Here is an 18,300-nt window from a genome sequence, read left to right on the forward strand (position 1 = left end):
TTTGAGCGACCTAAATGATCGTTTTAAACAAACATTCAAAACTTTGCTTTTGGCCCTCATGGCCTCTCTACTTTTCCTTTTGCTTTTTTATTACATACTGCCTGCTGCCGGGGCAATCGTCAAGGCCCTGGTACCTGTCTTACTTCCTTTTGCCCTGGCGGCCCTTTTGGCAGCAATCATCGATCCAGTAGTTGATTTTATAGAAACCCGGCTAAAAATAGGCCGGGGCTGGGCGGTCATTTTTACCCTATTGTCCGTCCTGGCCGTAATCAGTGTGGCCATTTTTTACCTGGCGGCCAACCTGATCGTTGAATTGGAAAGCCTGGCCATGAATCTTCCGGCACAGGCGCGCGAGCTGAGCCTTATTCTAAGGGATTATTTACTTCGTCTGCAGAACTTTTATTTTACCGGCAACCTCCCCGTTGAGGTTTTAAACACCCTCCAGTCCCTGCTGGACAACGGCGTAAACTGGTTGAAAAACCTCCTGGGCCTTGCGGCCCAATGGTTGCTGACCTTTATTAGCTCTTTGCCCGAGCTCTTTATTTCTTTTATTATAACTTTAGTTGCCACGTATTTTTTCAGCAGAGACAAAGAATTCATTCTCCATGCCCTGTTGTCAGTGGTGCAGCCGGCCTGGCGGGAAAGGATGGGGGCGGTATTCAGTTCTCTGGGCAAGGCCATTATTGGCTACCTGCGGGCCGAGATTTTACTGGTCAGCCTGCAGATGACTCAGAGCATTATCGGCCTTTTAATTTTAAATGTAGATTATGCCCTTACCCTGGCCTTTTTAATAGGCCTTGCCGACTTATTACCTATTGTCGGCCCGGGGACGGTGTTCATTCCCTGGATTGTGGTGGAATTCATTTTGGGGCATTATGGTATGGGGCTTGCCCTTTTAATCCTCTACGCCTTCATAATTATCCTGCGTCAGGTCCTGCAGCCAAAGCTGGTGGCCGTAAGCCTGGGACTGTACCCCCTGACGACCTTAATAGCCCTGTACGCCGGTTTAAAACTCCTGGGAGTTGCCGGACTGGTAGTTGGCCCCCTGACACTCGTTGTATTGAAGGCATTTTACCGTTCGCGGCAGGGGGTGACTAAATAGATGGCCAGGGAAATAACCGTGCTGGGTTCGACGGGTTCCATGGGCCGCCAGACTTTGGAGGTGGTGGCCGCACACCCCGGCCGCTTTAAAGTGGCCGCACTCGCCGCCGCCCGGAATGTCGAATTAATGACCGCCCAGGCAAAACGATTTCATCCCCGTCTTGCCGTTCTCCTGGATCCTGCCGGAGCCCAGGAGCTTGCTTCCCGGTTACGGGGAACGGGGGTGCGGGTCTTAACGGGAGATGAAGGCGTCCTGGCCGCCGCCACCTTGGAAGGCGTAGAACTGGTCGTGGCCGCCATGGTGGGTATCCGCAGCCTGCCGGCGGTTCTGGCCGCCCTGGAGTCCGGCAAAGATATCGCCATAGCCAATAAAGAACTGCTGGTGGCCGCCGGCGATGTGATTATGGGACGTGCCCATACCCTGAAACGCCGGGTGCTTCCGGTAGACAGCGAGCACTCAGCCATTTTTCAATGCCTGAACCGGGGCGGCCCGGTGGAGGAAGTTATAATTACGGCTTCGGGTGGACCCTTTCGTGATAAAACCTTAGAAGAAATGGCTGCCGTCACTCCGGAAGAAGCGTTGCAACACCCTACGTGGGTCATGGGGCCCAAGGTTACCGTCGATTCCGCCACCTTGATGAATAAAGGCTTGGAAGTTATAGAAGCCAAGCACCTCTTCAACCTGGACTATGACCGGATTACCGTACTCATCCATCCCCAGAGCGTCGTTCATGCTTTGGTGCGCTACGGCGATGGCTCCCTTTTCGCCCACCTGGGCCCTGCCGATATGCGCCTGCCCATTCAGTATGCCCTGACCTGGCCGGAACGCTGGGAACTGAATGTCCGCAAATTGGACCTGGCTGACCTGGGACACCTGGACTTCAGCCACCCCGATGTTAAGCGTTTTCCCTGTCTGGAGCTGGCCTACCACGCCGGACGGGCCGGGGGTACTTGCCCGGCGGTATTGAGCGCTGCCGACGAGGTTGCCGTGGAATTTTTCCTGGCTGGTAAAATACCGTTGACGGCTATCAGCCAGGTGGTAGCCAGGGTTCTGGAGGAACACAGACCGGCGGCGGCAGACGACCTTGAGGCGATTCTTGCCGCCTATTCTTGGGCGCGGCGACGGGCGGAAGTAGTGGCGGAAGGGTTTTGCAAGGGAAGCCCTCATAAGGGCTGACGCCCGCACATACGAAAGATAAAAATTTGCCGGGTCGTTAGGGTGGGGATATGTCCCGGAGCCGCGAATAGTGAAGCGCCGGTAACAGGACAGGCGAGGTGAGGCAACCGCTGCCGGAGCCGAGGACGCCTGAGCGTACCCTGGCTAGGAATATAGTGCTATCGCATAGAAGGATCTAAGCCGGCGAGCAGAAAGCCTGTTCATGGGCAATCCACAGGCGACGAGCAGCGGTACGAACCGAGCCGTTGTCCTGTCGGCGCGTAACTCCTGAGCGGCGCAGGGACATATCCCCACCAGAAGGAACCATTTCTGGCAGAACCATATTCTTTAAGGAGCTGAGGTCCGGTGACCATTATCCTGGCCCTGATCGTTTTCAGTATTTTAATCATCGTTCACGAAGGCGGACATTTCCTGGCGGCCAAAAGAGCCGGTATCAAGGTGGAAGAATTCGCCGTCGGCATGGGACCGGCCATCTGGCAGAAGAAAAAGGGGGAGACGGTGTACTCCCTGCGCGCCTTCCCCCTGGGCGGGTATAACCGCATGGCCGGTATGGAAGGCCCGGACCTCGACGATCCCCGCGGTTTTAATCGTCAGCCCCTTTTCAAACGGATGACGGTGATCGCCGCCGGTTCGGGTATGAATTTTTTGCTCGCCATCCTTATTTTTGTCTTCGTCTTTATGGTCATTGGCATACCGGCGGATATTAACGTCATCGGCCGCGTCGAACCGGGGATGCCGGCCGCCCAGGCCGGCCTGCGTCCGGGGGACAAAGTCCTGGAAGTCGCCGGTACTCCGGTCAGCACCTGGCGGGAAATGGTCCAGGTTATCTACCGGCATCCCGATGAAAAAATCACTATGATCATCGAAAGGGAAGGCAGGCAGCAACAGATCACCTTGACGACGATAAAAGATCCCCAGACCGGCTATGGTATGGTGGGTATCGGCCCTAGCTGGCAGCGGCAGGGGCTGTGGACTTCCATAAACCTGGGCCTCAGGCAGGCCTATGAAGTAACGCGGCTGATCATCTTGAGCCTGCTGGAAATCATCACCGGCAGGGCGGCGCCTGAAGTGGTGGGGCCAGTAGGCATCATCCAGATGGTCGGCCAGGCGGCCGCCTACGGATTGGCCAACGTATTGAATTTCATGGCGGTTTTAAGCCTGGATTTAGGCCTCATCAACCTGCTGCCCATTCCCGCTTTAGACGGCAGCCGGCTGGTGTTTTTAGTTCTCGAAGGCCTGCGGGGGCGGCCCATAAGCGCCGAAAAGGAAAATTTGATCCACCTCATCGGTTTTGCCCTCCTTATGGGTCTGCTAATTCTAATAACCTATCAAGATTTGATACGTATTTTTAGTTGAGGTGATATGAACATGGCCGTCCGGCGCCGGCCAACGCGTCAGGTTTATGTGGGCCATGTGGCCGTGGGCGGAGGAGCGCCCATATCCGTCCAATCCATGACCAATACCGATACCAGGGACGTCGCCGCCACAGTCGCCCAGATACAAAGGCTCTCCCGGGCCGGGTGTGAAATTGTCCGTCTGGCCGTACCGGATACGGCGGCGGCAGCGGCCCTGGCAGCTATTAAAAAGCAGGTGGAAATACCCATTGTCGCCGACATACACTTTGACTATCGCCTGGCCTTGGCCGCCCTGGAAGCCGGGGTGGACGGCCTGCGCCTAAATCCGGGAAATATCGGCGGACCGGAGAAAGTCAGGGCTGTAGTAAAGGAAGCGGCCGCCCGCCAGGTGCCCATCCGCATCGGCGTCAACGCTGGTTCTCTGGAAAAGGAAGCCATGGCCGCCCACGGCGGGGTTACGGCTGCGGCCATGGTGGCCAGCGCCTTAAAGCACGTCCGCATTCTGGAGGATATGGGTTTTTATGATATAAAAATCTCCTTGAAGGCGGCAGAGGTACCCCTGATGCTGGAAGCTTATCGCCGGATTGCCGAGGTGGTAGATTATCCTCTGCACCTGGGAGTAACGGAAGCCGGTCCGGGATTGGCAGGGGCCGTAAAATCGGCCGTGGGGATCGGCATTTTGCTTAGCGAAGGCATCGGTGATACCATACGGGTGTCTTTGACCGGCGATCCGGTGCAGGAAGTGGTCGCCGGGTTTGCCATTTTAAGCAGCCTGGGCCTGCGCCACCGCGGCATCGACCTCATTTCCTGCCCCACCTGCGGCCGCTGCCAGATCGATGTGGAAGGAGTGGCCGCGCGAGTCCAGCAGGAACTCCAAGATATACCAAAACCCCTCAAAGTTGCCGTTATGGGCTGTGCCGTCAACGGCCCTGGTGAAGCCCGCCAGGCCGATGTGGGCATTGCCGGCGGGCCCGGTTTCGGTCTGCTCTTTCGCCACGGGCGACCCGTTCGTAAAATAGAGGAAGGAGATATGGCCCGGGTGCTCATAGAAGAAGTCAGGCGCCTGGCAGCCGAGGAAGAGGAGGACAAGGATGCGCACAAGTGAGTTACTGGCACCGACATTAAGGGAAACCCCCGCTGAAGCGGAAATTGTAAGCCACCAGCTCTTGCTGCGGGCCGGCTTCATCCGCAAAGCCGCAGCCGGAATCTATACCTATCTGCCCCTAGGTAGACGGGTGCTGGCCAAACTGGAAGGTATCATCCGGGAAGAAATGGACCGGGCCGGCGGCCAGGAATTGGTCCTGCCCATTATCCAGCCGGCCGAACTCTGGCAGGAGAGCGGCCGCTGGGAGGTTTACGGAGAAGAAATGTTCCGCCTCCGGGACCGGCATCAGCGCCAGTTTTGCCTGGGCCCGACCCATGAAGAAATTATTACTGCCCTGGTCCGGAGCGAAGTCAACTCTTATAAACAGCTGCCCCTGCTCCTCTACCAGATCCAAAACAAATACCGCGACGAGCGGCGGCCCCGCTTCGGGCTCCTCAGGGGGCGGGAATTTATCATGAAGGATCTCTATTCCTTTGACCGGGACCAGGAAGGTTTAAACCAGAGTTATGCTAAAATGTACCAGGCCTACACCAACGTTTTTCGCCGTTGCGGCCTGAATTTCCGTCCGGTTCAGGCTGATACCGGCGCCATTGGTGGCAACTACAGCCATGAGTTCATGGCCCTGGCCTCTACGGGGGAGGCGGTACTGGTTTACTGCCGGGAATGCGACTATGCCGCCAATGTAGAAATAGCCGCTGCCAGGGCGCTGCCCAAGCCGGTGGCCGAAACGCCGCAGTCCATTAAAGAAGTGGCCACTCCAGGACAGAAGACGGTTGCCGAAGTCAGCGCCTTTTTGGGCATTACCCCCGACAGGCTGATTAAAACCGTCTTTTATGAAGCCGACGGGCAACTGATCGCCGTTTTGGTACGGGGCGACCGGGAACTGAACGAAGTAAAACTCCAGAATTTCCTGGGATGCCGGCGGCTATCCCTCGCCGATCCGGAAAAGGTGGCGGCCGCCACCGGCGCTTCGGTAGGATATGTAGGTCCCGTAGGCCTGGAGGGCGTGCCGATTTATGCCGACGCAGAGATTCCTTATCTCGTCAACGCCGTGGCCGGAGCCAACCGTGACGGTTATCACCTTACAGGCGTCAATCCCGGCCGTGACTTTAGGGCTGATACTTATGCCGATCTCCGCCAGGTTGAGGCGGGAGAACCCTGTCCCCAGTGCGGCTCCCCATTAAACCAGGCCCGCGGTATAGAAGTGGGTCAAATTTTCCAGTTGGGAACAAAATACAGCCAGGCCTTGGGCGCTACATACACCGACGAGCAGGGCCGGGAGCATCCCATTGTCATGGGCTGTTACGGCATCGGCGTCAGCCGAACCATGGCTGCCATCGTCGAGCAGCACCACGACGAGCACGGCATAATCTGGCCCTTGAGCGTCGCTCCTTATGAAGTGGTTATCGTACCCGCATCTTTAAAAGATGAAGCCCAACGAGAAATTGCCGATAGCTTATATAAAGAGCTTATAGCGGCAGGGGTAGAAGTTGTGTACGACGACCGCGATGAAAGGGCCGGCATGAAGTTTGTCGAGGCCGACCTTATCGGTTACCCCTTAAGGTTGACCGTGGGCAAAAAGACCGTGGCCCAGGGCACAGTAGACGTGAAATGGCGTCATGAAGGGCGGGAAATTGCCCTGCCCCGCGAAAACCTGGTCTCCCGGGTAAAAGAGATGCTGGGCCGGGAGATGGAAAAATATCGATAACAGAATGGGGTAAGGTTTAATGACCCTGGAAGGCAGGGAACAGTTGTGGCAGGATATACTGCGCCGGGGAGCCGTCCGCAAAGTTACTGTGGAGCGTAAGAAGGCCAGGTGCCACCTTTTCCTCTGCCCGCCCTTTCATCTGGAGCCCGAGGATATAGAGTCCTGCCGGCAGTTCTTGAAGGAGCAGTTTCCCGGTTTCGATTTCATAATCGACGTTAAACCGGCTGCAGCAGTAGACTTAGCCACCTTTTGCCAGGAACAGAAGGAGGCGCTCCTGGATGAGGTGGCCCGCCGTCTGGGTAACGGCGCGGCGGCCTGGCTGGCCGGTGCGCGGTTGGAACCTTGCGGGGAAACTTTACAGCTCATTCTGCCGGTGACCTTGGCCGTGGAAGCCTTAAAAACACGACTGGGAGATAAGATTCTTTCCGAAGTTCTGCGGGAGTACGGCTATCAAGTAAGGGTAGAACTGGTGGCCGACAAGGATTACCAGGAAGAGCTGGCGGCTTCTTCCCGCCGCCTTGAGGAAGAACGTTTAATCAAGGTGCGGCAAGAATGTACCCCGGTTGCGGAAACCCACGACGTGAGGGGAGACACAGGGAAAAAAGCAAGTCTTAAGGAAAACGGGGAAAGCGATATCCTTTTGGGGAAAAAAATTACAGTCCCCTTACGCCCGTTAAAAGAAATACAAGAAGAGGAAAAACAGGTAGCCGTTCAGGGTGAAGTTATAGACGTTACGGCGCGACAGTTGAAATCCGGGCGCTGGCTCTTAAGTTTTGACCTTACCGATTATACGGATTCCATCAGCGTCAAAGCCTTTGCCGATGACGGTTATCTAGTGGAGAATGGTCTGGCGGCCGGAGAATGGGTTAAGGTGCAGGGGCCGGTTCAGCTCGATCGCTACAGCCAGGAGCTAGTACTGATAGCCGATTGCATCGCCCGTGGCATACGTCCAGAACGTCGGGATACGGCGCCGGAAAAAAGGGTGGAGCTCCACCTCCACACCAAGATGAGCGCCATGGACGGGGTTACCGATGTTGCGGCGGCGGTCAAACAGGCTGCCCGGTGGGGCCATGGCGCCATAGCCATCACCGACCACGGCGTCCTTCAGGCCTTCCCTGCCGCCGCCGAGGCCGGGAGTAAATACGGCGTAAAAATCATCTACGGCCTGGAAGGCTATCTCTTCGATGAAGACGACCAGCCCCCCGAACGTCAGCAGACCTATCACATCATCCTGCTGGTAAAAAACAAGCAGGGATTGGAGAATTTGTATCGTCTGGTTTCCCGGGCCCATCTTGATTATTTTTACCGTAAACCCCGGCTGCCGCGCCGTTTAATCCAGGAACATCGCGAAGGACTGCTTTTAGGGACAGCCTGCGAGGCCGGCGAATTAATCCGCAATTATCTGGCCGGGGTAAGCGCCGAACGTCTTGAAGAAATCGCTTCTTTTTATGATTTTCTGGAGATCCAGCCCCTGGCCAACAACGATTTTTTGATTCGGGAAGGCAAACTTGCTGATCGTGAGGCCTTAATGGACATGAACCGGCAGATCGTCGCCCTGGGTCAGAAACTTAACAAACCGGTGGTGGCCACCGGCGATGTGCACTTTTTAAACCCGGAGGACGCCATCTACCGCCAGATCCTCCAGGCCGGCCAGGGGTACGCCGACGAGGTCCAGGCCCCCCTCTACTACCGGACGACGGAAGAGATGCTGGCGGAGTTCAGTTATCTGGATGCCGCCACGGCCCACCGGGTGGTAGTCACCAATCCTCGGCTTATTGCCGAGCAGGTGGAAGAGTTAAAACCCATCCCCGACGAGTTTTATCCACCTGAAATTCCCGGCGCCGAAGAGGAGCTGACCCAGATCGTTATCTCCCGGGCCCATGAATGGTACGGCGACCCCCTGCCGGAGATTGTCCAGGCCCGCCTGGACAAGGAAATGAAATCCATCATCGGTCACGGCTTTGCCGTGCTGTATCTTATTGCCCATAAGCTGGTGTTAAAATCTAACGAAGACGGCTACCTGGTAGGCTCCCGGGGCTCGGTAGGTTCTTCCCTGGTGGCCACCCTGGCCGGGATAACGGAAGTAAATCCCCTGCCGCCCCACTACCGCTGCCCGTCCTGCCGCTACAGCGAGTTTATAACCGACGGCAGCGTCAACTGCGGTGCCGACCTGCCGGCGAAAGATTGCCCCCGCTGTGGGACCAGGTTGTTAAAAGACGGCCACGACATTCCCTTTGAAGTCTTCCTGGGCTTCAAAGGCGACAAGGTGCCGGACATCGACCTCAACTTTTCCGGGGAATACCAGCCCCGGGCCCACCAGTACGCCGAAGAGATCTTCGGCAAAGATCATGTATTCCGGGCCGGCACCATCGCCACCTTAGCCGAGCGGACGGCCTTCGGTTTTGTCCATAAATACCTGGAGGAGCGGGGCCTTAAAGCCCGTCAGGCGGAGATCAACCGCCTGGTCAGGGGGATCACAGGGGTCAAGCGGACCACCGGCCAGCACCCCGGGGGGCTGATGGTCGTTCCCCGGCGGGTGGACATCCACCTCTTTACGCCCCTCCAGCGGCCGGCCGACGATACCGGCAGCAACACCATCACCACCCATTTTGACTATGAAGCCATCAGCCACCGCCTGGTGAAGCTGGACCTTTTGGGCCACGACGATCCCACGGTGATCAAAATGCTGGAGGATCTCACCGGGGTCAACGCCCGAGAAATTCCCCTGGACGAACCCCGTACCATGTCCCTTTTTTCCGGCGTCGAAGCCCTGGGGGTGCGGCCGGAGGATATCGGCACCCAGGTGGGCACCCTGGGGATTCCCGAATTCGGCACCCGTTTCGTTCGCCAGATGCTGGAAGAAACCCGGCCCCGGACCTTTGCCGAGCTCGTCCGCATCAGCGGTTTCTCCCATGGGACCGATGTGTGGTTAAACAACGCCCAGGACCTGATTAAAAGCGGCACCGCGAAACTAAGCGAAGCTATATCCACTCGCGATGACATCATGAACTACCTCATCCAGCACGGCGTGGTCGCTGACATCGCCTTTAAAACCATGGAGGACGTGCGTAAAGGTAAAGGCGTGAAAAAGGAGTATGAAGAAGCCATACGGGCCGCCGGGGTACCCGAATGGTTCATCCAGTCCTGCAAAAAAATCAGCTATCTCTTTCCCAAGGCCCACGCCGTGGCCTACGTAACCATGGCCTTCCGCATCGCCTATTTCAAAGTTTATTATCCGGAGGCCTTCTACGCTTCCTTTTTCAGCATCCGTGCCGATGAGTTCGATGCCGACATTGTCGCCGCCGGGCTGCCCCGCATCCAGGAAGAAATCGCTTTATTAGAGAAAAAGGGGAATGAGGCTACGGCCCGGGAGAAGAATATGCTCACCATCCTCGAAGTGGCCCGGGAAATGTATTGCCGGGGCATTACCATGGAGCGTATCGATCTTAAGAGATCGGATGCCAGCCGTTTTCAGGTGGGCAAGGGGAGGCTGCTTCCGCCCCTGGCATCCCTGCCCGGAGTAGGGCAGGCGGCGGCTGAGGCCATCGTCCGCGCTCGCCGGGAACGGCCCTTTACTTCCATTGAGGACCTCCAGCGCCGCAGCCGGGTGAGCAAAACGGTCATCGAAGCCCTGGTGAAGCACGGCGCCTTAGCCGGCCTGCCTTCCTCCGACCAATTAACGTTTTTCGGCGGATTTTAAGTTTTATCCTTGCAGCTTCCAGCAACCTGTGCTATACTTATTTCAGGTTGTTTCAAGAACCATTTACGATTGTTGTTTTGCTGGAAAAGAGTGGGTCAATGCCCACTCTTTTATGTTGAAAACCTGGGAGGCTACTATTTTGAGCAAACTAACGGAATCAATCCAGGGCCTGGTGGAACCGGTGCTTATCGAACTGGGTTATGAGTTGGTCGACTTACAGTACGGCCGGGAAGGGGGGCGTTACATCCTGCGGCTGTTTATCGACCGGCCGGAAGGCATCGGCCTTGATGACTGCGAAAGGGTAAGCCGGGCCGTCGGCGACATCCTGGACAGGGAAGATCCTATTCCCCACAGTTACTACCTGGAAGTCTCGTCGCCGGGTCTGGAACGTCCTTTAAAGAAAGAAGTCGATTTTCAGCGTTTTGCCGGTCGAAAAATCAAATTACGGACCTTTGCCCCCGTAGAAGGCCAGCGGCATTTTCAGGGGCGGCTTCTAGGCTACCTGGATGGAGAGGTGCACTTACAGCTGGAAAACGGCCGTCGGCTGACCCTCCCAATGGAACAGGTGGCGACTGCCAGGCTGGTGTTTGAACTGGCAGAAAATGAGGAGGCTTAAGGATGAATATTGAATTTATCCAGGCACTGCATGATCTGGAAAAGGAGAAGGGAATTAAAGTTGACATCCTTTTGGAAGCCATCGAGGCGGCTTTAATATCGGCCTATAAGAAAAATTTCGGGTCAGGACATAATGTCCGGGTAGAAATCCAGCGCGATACAGGGGAAATAAAGGTCCTGGCCCAGCGGCAGGTGGTAGAAGAAGTAAATGATCCGCGGACGGAGATTTCCCTGGCCGAAGCCAGGGCCATTAACAGCAATTATGAAATAGGGGATATTGTAGAAAAGGAAGTGACGCCGCGGGATTTTGGACGCATCGCCGCCCAGACGGCCAAGCAGGTCGTCGTTCAGAGGATACGTGAGGCCGAACGAAACTTGATCTACGACGAATTTATCGGCCGGGAGAACGACATCGTCACCGGAGTTGTCCAGCGTCACGAAGGCAAAAACGTTATCCTGGATTTAGGACGTGCTGAGGCTATACTTCTTCCAAGCGAGCAGAGCCCTGGAGAGGTTTACCGCCAGGGGGAACGTTTTAAGGCTTATATACTGGAAGTGCGTAAGACCAACAAAGGGCCCCAGATTCTAGTATCCCGCACCCATCCCGGTCTGCTAAAAAGGCTCTTTGAACTGGAAGTGCCGGAGATTCACGACGGCATTGTGGAAATTAAAGGGGTAGCCCGGGAGGCCGGCGCCCGTTCGAAAATCGCCGTCCATTCCAGGGACGAGAAGGTGGACCCGGTCGGCGCCTGCGTGGGGCCCAAAGGCTCCAGGGTGCAGGCAGTTGTCCAGGAACTCAGGGGTGAAAAAATCGATATTATTAAATGGAGCGACGATCCGGCAGTATTTGTGGCCAATTCATTAAGTCCGGCCCGGGTACTGGACGTGACTGTGGATGAAGAAAACAAGGTCAGCCAGGTAATTGTTCCCGACAATCAGCTTTCCTTGGCCATTGGCAAAGAGGGTCAGAACGCCCGCCTGGCGGCCAGGATAACGGGTTGGAAAATCGACATAAAAAGCGAATCAGAAGCCGGAGATTGGGATGCCTGGGATACCGATCTGGAACTTGAAGGCGGTGTAGAGGAGGAATAAACTTGCCTAAACCCAGGAAAGTGCCCATGCGCATGTGTGTCGGCTGCCGGACGCGTGCCGACAAGCGCAGTTTGCTGCGTGTTGTCCGTACACCGGCGCAAGAGGTGATCCTCGATCCTACCGGCAAAAAGGCGGGGAGGGGTGCCTATATCTGTCCCAGGGTGGAATGCCTGCGCAAGGCCCTTAAAAGCCGGGCCCTGGAACGCGCCTTGGGTGTGAGCCTCACTCCGGAAGTCGTGGCCGGCCTGGAAGCAAGCCTTGCCCGGGATGGTGACGATGAACAAAGTCTATAACCTCCTTGGTCTGGCCAACCGGGCAGGAAAGGTCGCGTGGGGTTACCGGGCGGTGCTGTCGAATGTGGCAAGACGAAGGGTTTCCCTGGTAATATTGGCCGAGGACGGCAGCCCGCGGTTACACAGTAAAATATTGGCGGCCTGCAGGGAGGCCGACATCGAAGTTTGTGTTTTAGGTGACAAAAAGAATATGGGAGCAGCTTTAGGTAAACCTCCATGTGCCGTCGTCGGCATTACTGATTTAGAACTGGCGAGATTAATCCGGCAACATGTACGGGAGGTTGATGCATGAGAATATGGGGGTGGTTTAATGGCCAAAACTCGTGTTTACGAATTAGCCAAAGAATTAAAGGTATCAAATAAAGATCTAATGGACACCATGGCCCAACTGGGCATATACACCCGTTCCCATATGAGTGTCCTGGAAAACGGAGAAGTTATAAAAATACGCAACCATTACCGCCAGATATGGCGGGCGGCCCGGGCCGCCAAATTAAAGCAGCAGGAGGCGGCCGCACCAAAGGAGGAAAGAGCCGTAACGGAAGCCGCGAAGGAACAACCTGCAGAACGGCACGAGGAGATAACAGCGGCTGTAGCCGGCGAGGCGGCAGGGTCGGCAGCAATGGTTACCCCGCCCGCAAGTACCGCCACCGATACCGGGCGTTCCCCTCAGGGTAACGAAGCTGCGAACAAAGCTCTTACGGAAAAAGGACGGCAACCGGCTGGAGAAGATACCGCCCCGGCCGCCGCGGCTCAGGGGGAACAGCACCGGGTGGACGATCGTCAAACAGGAAAGCAGGCGGGCAAGACCAAAGCGCGGCCCGAGCAAAAACAGCACCGCCGCCGGGAAAACAAGGTTCAAGAGCAGGAAGGACGGCGTAGTCAGGAGAGGGCCGAGCGGCCTCAAAAGATTGATCAGCAGGCACCCCAGACGGTCGCGCCGCGCCCGGCGGGTAAAGGAGCCGGTAGACCGCCGCGGGGTAAACAACTGCGTATACCGAAACCCCCGGAGACGGTTACAAAGGAAGCGCCGGAAAAACGTCGGGAACGTCCCGGCAAGCCGACTGCCAGACAGGAAGAAAACGGCCGCAGCCGTAAAAAGGTGGAACTCGAGCAGCAGCTGGAAGAGCGCCTGCTGCGCCGGGATAAAGAAAAGAGCAAGGCCAAGGCCGCTCAGCAGGAGGCACCCAAGGTCGTCCGCCGCTTAACCTTAACTGGCAGTATTACCGTCCAGGAGCTGGCCAAGAGGCTAGGCAAAACGGCCGCCGAAGTTATTAAATTTTTAATGGGTCAGGGCATAATGGCCACCATCAACCAGGAGCTGGATATAGATACGGCCGCCATTGTGGCCCAGGAGATGGGTGCGATTGTTGAAGTAAAAGAAGAAAAGCCCATCACCCTTCTGGAAGATCAGCCCGATGACCCGGAAACCTTGCGGGAGCGTCCGCCGGTGGTTACCGTCATGGGCCATGTCGACCATGGTAAGACCTCCCTCTTGGACGCCATTAGGCGCACCAATGTAACTGCTACCGAAGCCGGCGGTATCACCCAGCATATCGGCGCCTATCAGGTTAAAATTAAAGACCGCAAGATAACCTTCCTGGACACCCCGGGCCATGAGGCCTTTACCGCCATGCGCGCCAGGGGAGCCCAGGTAACGGATATAGCGATACTCGTGGTGGCGGCCGACGACGGCGTCATGCCCCAGACCGTGGAAGCCATCAACCACGCCAAGGCTGCCGGCGTACCCATCGTCGTGGCCATCAACAAAATAGATCGCCCCGATGCCAATCCCGAGCGTGTCAAGCAGCAGCTTTCCGAATACGGCCTGATTCCGGAGGAATGGGGGGGCGACACCATTATGGTCCCCGTTTCCGCCGTTAAAAAAGAAGGTATCAATGAGCTGCTGGAAATGACCCTGCTGACGGCTGATATGATGGAGCTAAAAGCCAACCCCGATCGCCCGGCACGGGGGGTAGTCATCGAAGCCAAGCTGGATAAAGGCCGCGGGCCGGTGGCCACCGTACTGGTCCAGAAGGGGACCCTTAAAGTGGGTGACAACCTGGTGGCCGGTGCAGTATACGGACGGGTGCGGGCCCTCTTTGACGACAAGGGCGAGCGGGTGAAGAGCGCCGAACCTTCAATGCCCGTGGAAGTCCTGGGTCTTTCCGATTTGCCCCAGGCCGGCGATATTTTCCAGGTGGTTGAAGATGAAAAACTGGCCCGCCAGATAGCCGCCCTGCGCCAGGAAGAACACCGCCAGGAAGAATTTAAGGCGGCCGCTAAAACTTCCCTCGACGACCTTTTCAAGCAGATGGAAGCCGGCGAGGTTAAAGAGCTCAACCTGGTGGTCAAAGGCGACGTCCAGGGTTCGGTGGAGGCCCTGCGGGCGGCCCTGGAGCAGCTCTCTACCAATGAAGTCAAGGTAAGCATCATTCACGGTGGCGTAGGGGCAATAACCGAAAGCGATGTCATGCTGGCTGCGGCTTCCAAGGCCATCATCATCGGATTTAACGTACGTCCCGATGCCAACGCCCGCAGGGCGGCGGAAGAAGCCGGAGTGGAGATCCGTCTCTACCGGGTGATTTATGAAGTAATCGACGAAGTAAAGGCCGCCATGACTGGTCTTCTAGAACCGGAGAAACGGGAAGTAATCCTGGGCCGGGCAGAAGTGCGAGCCACCTTTAAGGTGCCGAAGGTGGGCACGGTAGCCGGTTGCTTTGTCACCGAAGGTAAGATTCAGAACCGCGCCTTGGCCCGCGTTATCCGGGATGGAGTGGTGGTCTTTGAAGGACGCATCGAATCCTTGAAACGCTTTAAAGACGACGTGAGGGAAGTGGCCCAGGGATATGAGTGCGGCGTCGGTCTGGAAAAATTTAACGATATTAAGGTCGGCGATATTATCGAAGCCTATGCAATAGAAGAAGTAAAACGGGAGCTGTAGGGAGGCGAAGGCCGTGGCGCTGCGGGTTGAGCGGGTTGCTGAACAAATGAAAAAAGAAATCGCCCAGATTTTACGTGATGAATTAAAGGATCCGCGCCTGGAAGCCGGTCTGGTCACGGTTACGGGAGTGGAACTTTCCAGCGACCTCCGTTACGCCAAAGTTTATGTAAGCATTTACGGCGATGAAAACCAGAAAAAAGAAGTGATGGAGGGGTTGGCCAGGGCGACGGGCTACGTGCGGCGGGAAATAGGGCAGCGTTTGAAGCTGCGCTATACACCGGAGATCGCCTTTAAATTTGACACTTCCATTGAGCACGGCGACCTTATCAATAGGCTGCTTATGCGTGTTAAGGCAGAGGAGCAGGGACATGACGGAAATTGAAACTATAGCGGCAGTTCTGGCCACGGCTAACGATGTCGCCGTCGTATCCCATGTCATACCGGACGGCGACTGTTTGGGTTCTACTTTAGCGCTGGCCCTGGCTTTGCGCCAGCGCGGGGCAAAGGTGACAGCCATCAATGCCGACCCGGTCCCGGAAACCTTCCGATTTTTACCAGGCTGGGAAACTATAGTTTCGCCGGAAAAAGTAGATGAAATACCTTCCCTTTTGGTAATGGTTGACAGCACGGACATGGAGCGGGGCGGTGAGGTTTTTAGCGGCTGGCGCGAAAAGGCCGAAATGATTATAAACATCGATCATCACGTCAGCAACACCCGGTTCGGACACCTGAATTTGGTAGACGGCGGGGCGGCGGCGACGGCCGAACTGATTTACGCCGTATTGAAAAAAATACCGGTTGCCATTAGTCCGGCCATCGCCACCTGCCTTTATACCGCCCTGGCTACCGACACCGGCTCTTTCCAGTACGAAAACTGTACGGCCGCGACTATGCGCCTGGCGGCAGATCTTATGGAGCTCGGGGCGGACTTACCTTTGATAAGAGAATTTCTGTGGGAAAGGAAGCCCCTGGCCGCCATCCGCCTGTTGGCGGAGGTATTGCCCACCCTTACTTTAGGCTACGGCGGCAGGGTGGCCTGGATGAAAGTGTCCACGGCCGCCCTTAAAGCCTCCGGCGCTTTACCGGAACATGCCGAGGGGTTGGTCAATTACCCGCGCTGCATTGCCGGCGTCGAGGTAGGTCTGCTCTTCCGTGAACTGCCTGACGGTCAGGTCAAGGTCAGCCTGCGCTCGAAAAAAACTGTAGACGTCAACACGGTGGCGGCACGCTTCGGCGGCGGGGGTCACCGCCGCGCCGCCGGATGCACCGTTAAAGGCGATCTTGAAACCGTAACGGCCATGGTTGTTGCCGCGGCGGGGGAAGCGTTATAAAATGATCAACGGTTTTATCAACGTCTTAAAACCCCCCGGGCCTACCTCCCACGATGTGGTGCAGACTTTGCGGAGTATTCTAAAGGAGCAACGAATCGGCCATGGCGGCACCTTGGATCCCATGGCCGCTGGGGTGCTTCCCATAGCCGTAGGGCGGGCCACCCGCCTGCTAGAATATATACAGGCCGGCGGCAAGACCTACCGGGCGGAGTTTATCCTGGGGCTAAAAACCGACACCCAGGATCTCGCAGGCCAGATCCTGGCCCGTCCCGGCTGTTCGGGTTTTAGCCTGGAGGAACTTCAGAAAGCCGCCCTCCGTTTTACAGGTACCATCACCCAGATGCCGCCCATGGTTTCGGCCGTCCATTACAAGGGCAGGCGTCTTTATGAACTGGCCCGGGAAGGGCAAGAAGTAAAAAGACCCCAGCGCCTCGTTAAAATCTATGCCTTTAGGATATTGAAAGCCTGGCCGGACGGAGCTTTTTACCGGGCAATGGCCGACATCTCCTGTTCCAAAGGTACCTATATCCGCACCCTGGGAGCGGATTGGGGCGATTACCTTGGGTGCGGGGCGGCCCTGGCGTTTCTTATCCGCACCCGCGCTGGCGGTTTTAAGTTGGACGAGGCGTGGACATTGGAAGAAATACAGGAACGGGCGGCGGCAGGGGACTTTTCTTTCCTCCTGCCGCCGGTTGCCGCCCTTACCCACCTCCCGGCAGTCGTCGTTAAGGAACGGGCCGTAAAGCAGGTGTTAAACGGTACCCCTCTAAAAGACGACGACTGGAATCTCAACACTCCCCTTCAGCAAGGCCAATTGGTCCGTCTTGAAGGGGAAGACGGCCATCTCTTAGCTGTAGCCAGGGTAACGGCCGGAAAAGGAGGGCTATACCTAAAACCTGATAAGGTCTTTAAAGAAAAGGAGTAAAAGGATGCGGGTAATCGAAGGATTCCCTGAAGTGGATGGACTCCGAGACGGCTACCTCGCCCTGGGAAACTTCGACGGCGTCCACCGCGGCCACCGGCAACTTATCGGCAGCGTTGTAAGCAGAGCCAGGGAGGCTGGACGTCCGGCAGTTGTTATTACCTTTTTTCCCCATCCGGCGCAGATTCTCGAAGAAGAACCGCCGGGACTTTTAACCACAAAGGCTCGCAAGGAAAAATTAATAGCCGCCCTCGGGGTAGATTTTTTAGTTGTCTTGCCTTTTAATAGAGAATTGGCCCGTCTCCCGGCGTCGGCTTTTGTGCGGGAAATCCTGTGGCCCTATTTTCAACCCCGGCTGGTGGCCGTAGGTTTTAATTTCACCTTCGGGTACCAGGGAACAGGTACGCCTGATTTATTACACCGCCTAGGTGAAGAACTGGGCTTTAAAGTAGAAGTAATGGAGCCAGTGACCCATAAAGGGGTTACCGTAAGCAGCACAGTCATCCGCAACGCCCTGGACAGGGGGGATATCCTCATGGCCAAAGAACTATTGGGTTACTGGCCGGTATTGAGCGGTAATGTTGTAGGCGGCGACAGGCGCGGACGCGAACTCGGTTTTCCTACGGCCAATTTAGCCGTACCGCCGGAAGTTAAGCTGCCGGCAAAGGGAGTATACGCCTGCTTGGCCCGTTTTCAGGAGCGAGCGTATAAAGCAGTGGTCAACATCGGCCGCCGTCCCACCTTTGGCCACAACCTACCGCCCACCGTCGAAGCTCATCTCCTCGATTTCCGGGGCGACATCTACGGCTGCGAGTTAGAACTCGAGTTGCGCGCATTTTTACGTCCGGAACGGCGGTTTACCAATGCTGGTGAATTGGTGGCCCAAATGGAGGCGGATTGTACCAGGGCGCGCGCCATTTTATCCGACCCAGAGTAAGGGTAACCATTTTCCAGCCC

The 18,300-nt window shown here is 56.4% G+C and carries 15 protein-coding genes; all 15 read left to right on the plus strand.

The window, feature by feature from the left end:
* Position 1 precedes the first annotated feature (1 nt).
* The 15 genes from ytvI to MHFGQ_RS05570 all read left to right on the plus strand — a co-directional run bounded on the left by ytvI (position 2) and on the right by MHFGQ_RS05570 (position 18,280).
* Entirely contained in the window at positions 2-1,102 is a 1,101-nt protein-coding gene (gene ytvI / locus MHFGQ_RS05500) for a sporulation integral membrane protein YtvI (protein WP_106005836.1), read from the plus strand.
* Positions 1,103-2,278, plus strand: coding sequence for a 1-deoxy-D-xylulose-5-phosphate reductoisomerase (locus MHFGQ_RS05505; RefSeq protein WP_106005835.1), 1,176 nt, complete (start codon positions 1,103-1,105; stop codon positions 2,276-2,278).
* Between the two features lie 345 nt (positions 2,279-2,623).
* Positions 2,624-3,634, plus strand: coding sequence for an RIP metalloprotease RseP (gene rseP / locus MHFGQ_RS05510; protein ID WP_106005834.1), 1,011 nt, complete (start codon positions 2,624-2,626; stop codon positions 3,632-3,634).
* Positions 3,635-3,646: 12 nt separating this feature from the next.
* Positions 3,647-4,738 (plus strand): flavodoxin-dependent (E)-4-hydroxy-3-methylbut-2-enyl-diphosphate synthase, encoded by a 1,092-nt coding sequence (ispG, locus tag MHFGQ_RS05515; protein WP_106005833.1) that lies wholly within the window; start codon positions 3,647-3,649, stop codon positions 4,736-4,738.
* The gene (locus tag MHFGQ_RS05520; protein ID WP_106005832.1) at positions 4,725-6,446 is read left to right on the plus strand and encodes a proline--tRNA ligase; all 1,722 of its coding nucleotides are present in this window, start codon (positions 4,725-4,727) and stop codon (positions 6,444-6,446) included. The genes ispG and MHFGQ_RS05520 overlap by 14 nt, the downstream gene beginning before the upstream one ends.
* 19 nt (positions 6,447-6,465) lie before the next feature.
* The gene (locus tag MHFGQ_RS05525; RefSeq protein WP_245907871.1) at positions 6,466-10,146 is read left to right on the plus strand and encodes a PolC-type DNA polymerase III; all 3,681 of its coding nucleotides are present in this window, start codon (positions 6,466-6,468) and stop codon (positions 10,144-10,146) included.
* 139 nt (positions 10,147-10,285) lie between these two features.
* A complete protein-coding gene (gene rimP, locus MHFGQ_RS05530) occupies positions 10,286-10,762 on the plus strand; it encodes a ribosome maturation factor RimP (protein WP_106005831.1) in 477 nt (158 codons plus the stop codon).
* 2 nt (positions 10,763-10,764) lie between these two features.
* The gene (gene nusA, locus MHFGQ_RS05535) at positions 10,765-11,853 is read left to right on the plus strand and encodes a transcription termination factor NusA (RefSeq protein WP_106005830.1); all 1,089 of its coding nucleotides are present in this window, start codon (positions 10,765-10,767) and stop codon (positions 11,851-11,853) included.
* 2 nt (positions 11,854-11,855) lie between these two features.
* Positions 11,856-12,146 carry an RNase P modulator RnpM gene (gene rnpM, locus MHFGQ_RS05540; RefSeq protein ID WP_106005829.1) on the plus strand — a complete coding sequence of 97 codons (291 nt, stop codon included), beginning with the start codon at positions 11,856-11,858 and terminating at the stop codon, positions 12,144-12,146.
* The gene (locus MHFGQ_RS05545) at positions 12,130-12,438 is read left to right on the plus strand and encodes a L7Ae/L30e/S12e/Gadd45 family ribosomal protein (protein WP_106005828.1); all 309 of its coding nucleotides are present in this window, start codon (positions 12,130-12,132) and stop codon (positions 12,436-12,438) included. The genes rnpM and MHFGQ_RS05545 overlap by 17 nt, the downstream gene beginning before the upstream one ends.
* A gap of 18 nt (positions 12,439-12,456) precedes the next feature.
* Positions 12,457-15,090: a translation initiation factor IF-2 gene (gene infB, locus MHFGQ_RS05550; protein WP_106005827.1), complete on the plus strand. Its 2,634-nt coding sequence runs from the start codon at positions 12,457-12,459 to the stop codon at positions 15,088-15,090.
* A 46-nt stretch (positions 15,091-15,136) separates the two neighbouring features.
* A complete protein-coding gene (gene rbfA / locus MHFGQ_RS05555; RefSeq protein ID WP_422393226.1) occupies positions 15,137-15,472 on the plus strand; it encodes a 30S ribosome-binding factor RbfA in 336 nt (111 codons plus the stop codon).
* Positions 15,459-16,421, plus strand: coding sequence for a DHH family phosphoesterase (locus tag MHFGQ_RS05560; protein ID WP_106005825.1), 963 nt, complete (start codon positions 15,459-15,461; stop codon positions 16,419-16,421). The genes rbfA and MHFGQ_RS05560 overlap by 14 nt, the downstream gene beginning before the upstream one ends.
* A gap of 1 nt (position 16,422) precedes the next feature.
* Positions 16,423-17,346: a tRNA pseudouridine(55) synthase TruB gene (gene truB / locus MHFGQ_RS05565; RefSeq protein WP_106005824.1), complete on the plus strand. Its 924-nt coding sequence runs from the start codon at positions 16,423-16,425 to the stop codon at positions 17,344-17,346.
* Between the two features lie 4 nt (positions 17,347-17,350).
* Positions 17,351-18,280, plus strand: coding sequence for a bifunctional riboflavin kinase/FAD synthetase (locus MHFGQ_RS05570; RefSeq protein WP_106005823.1), 930 nt, complete (start codon positions 17,351-17,353; stop codon positions 18,278-18,280).
* Positions 18,281-18,300: the final 20 nt, after the last annotated feature.

Origin of the sequence: Moorella humiferrea (genome assembly GCF_039233145.1) — a bacterium.
GTDB lineage: Bacteria > Bacillota > DSM-521 > Neomoorellales > Neomoorellaceae > Neomoorella > Neomoorella humiferrea.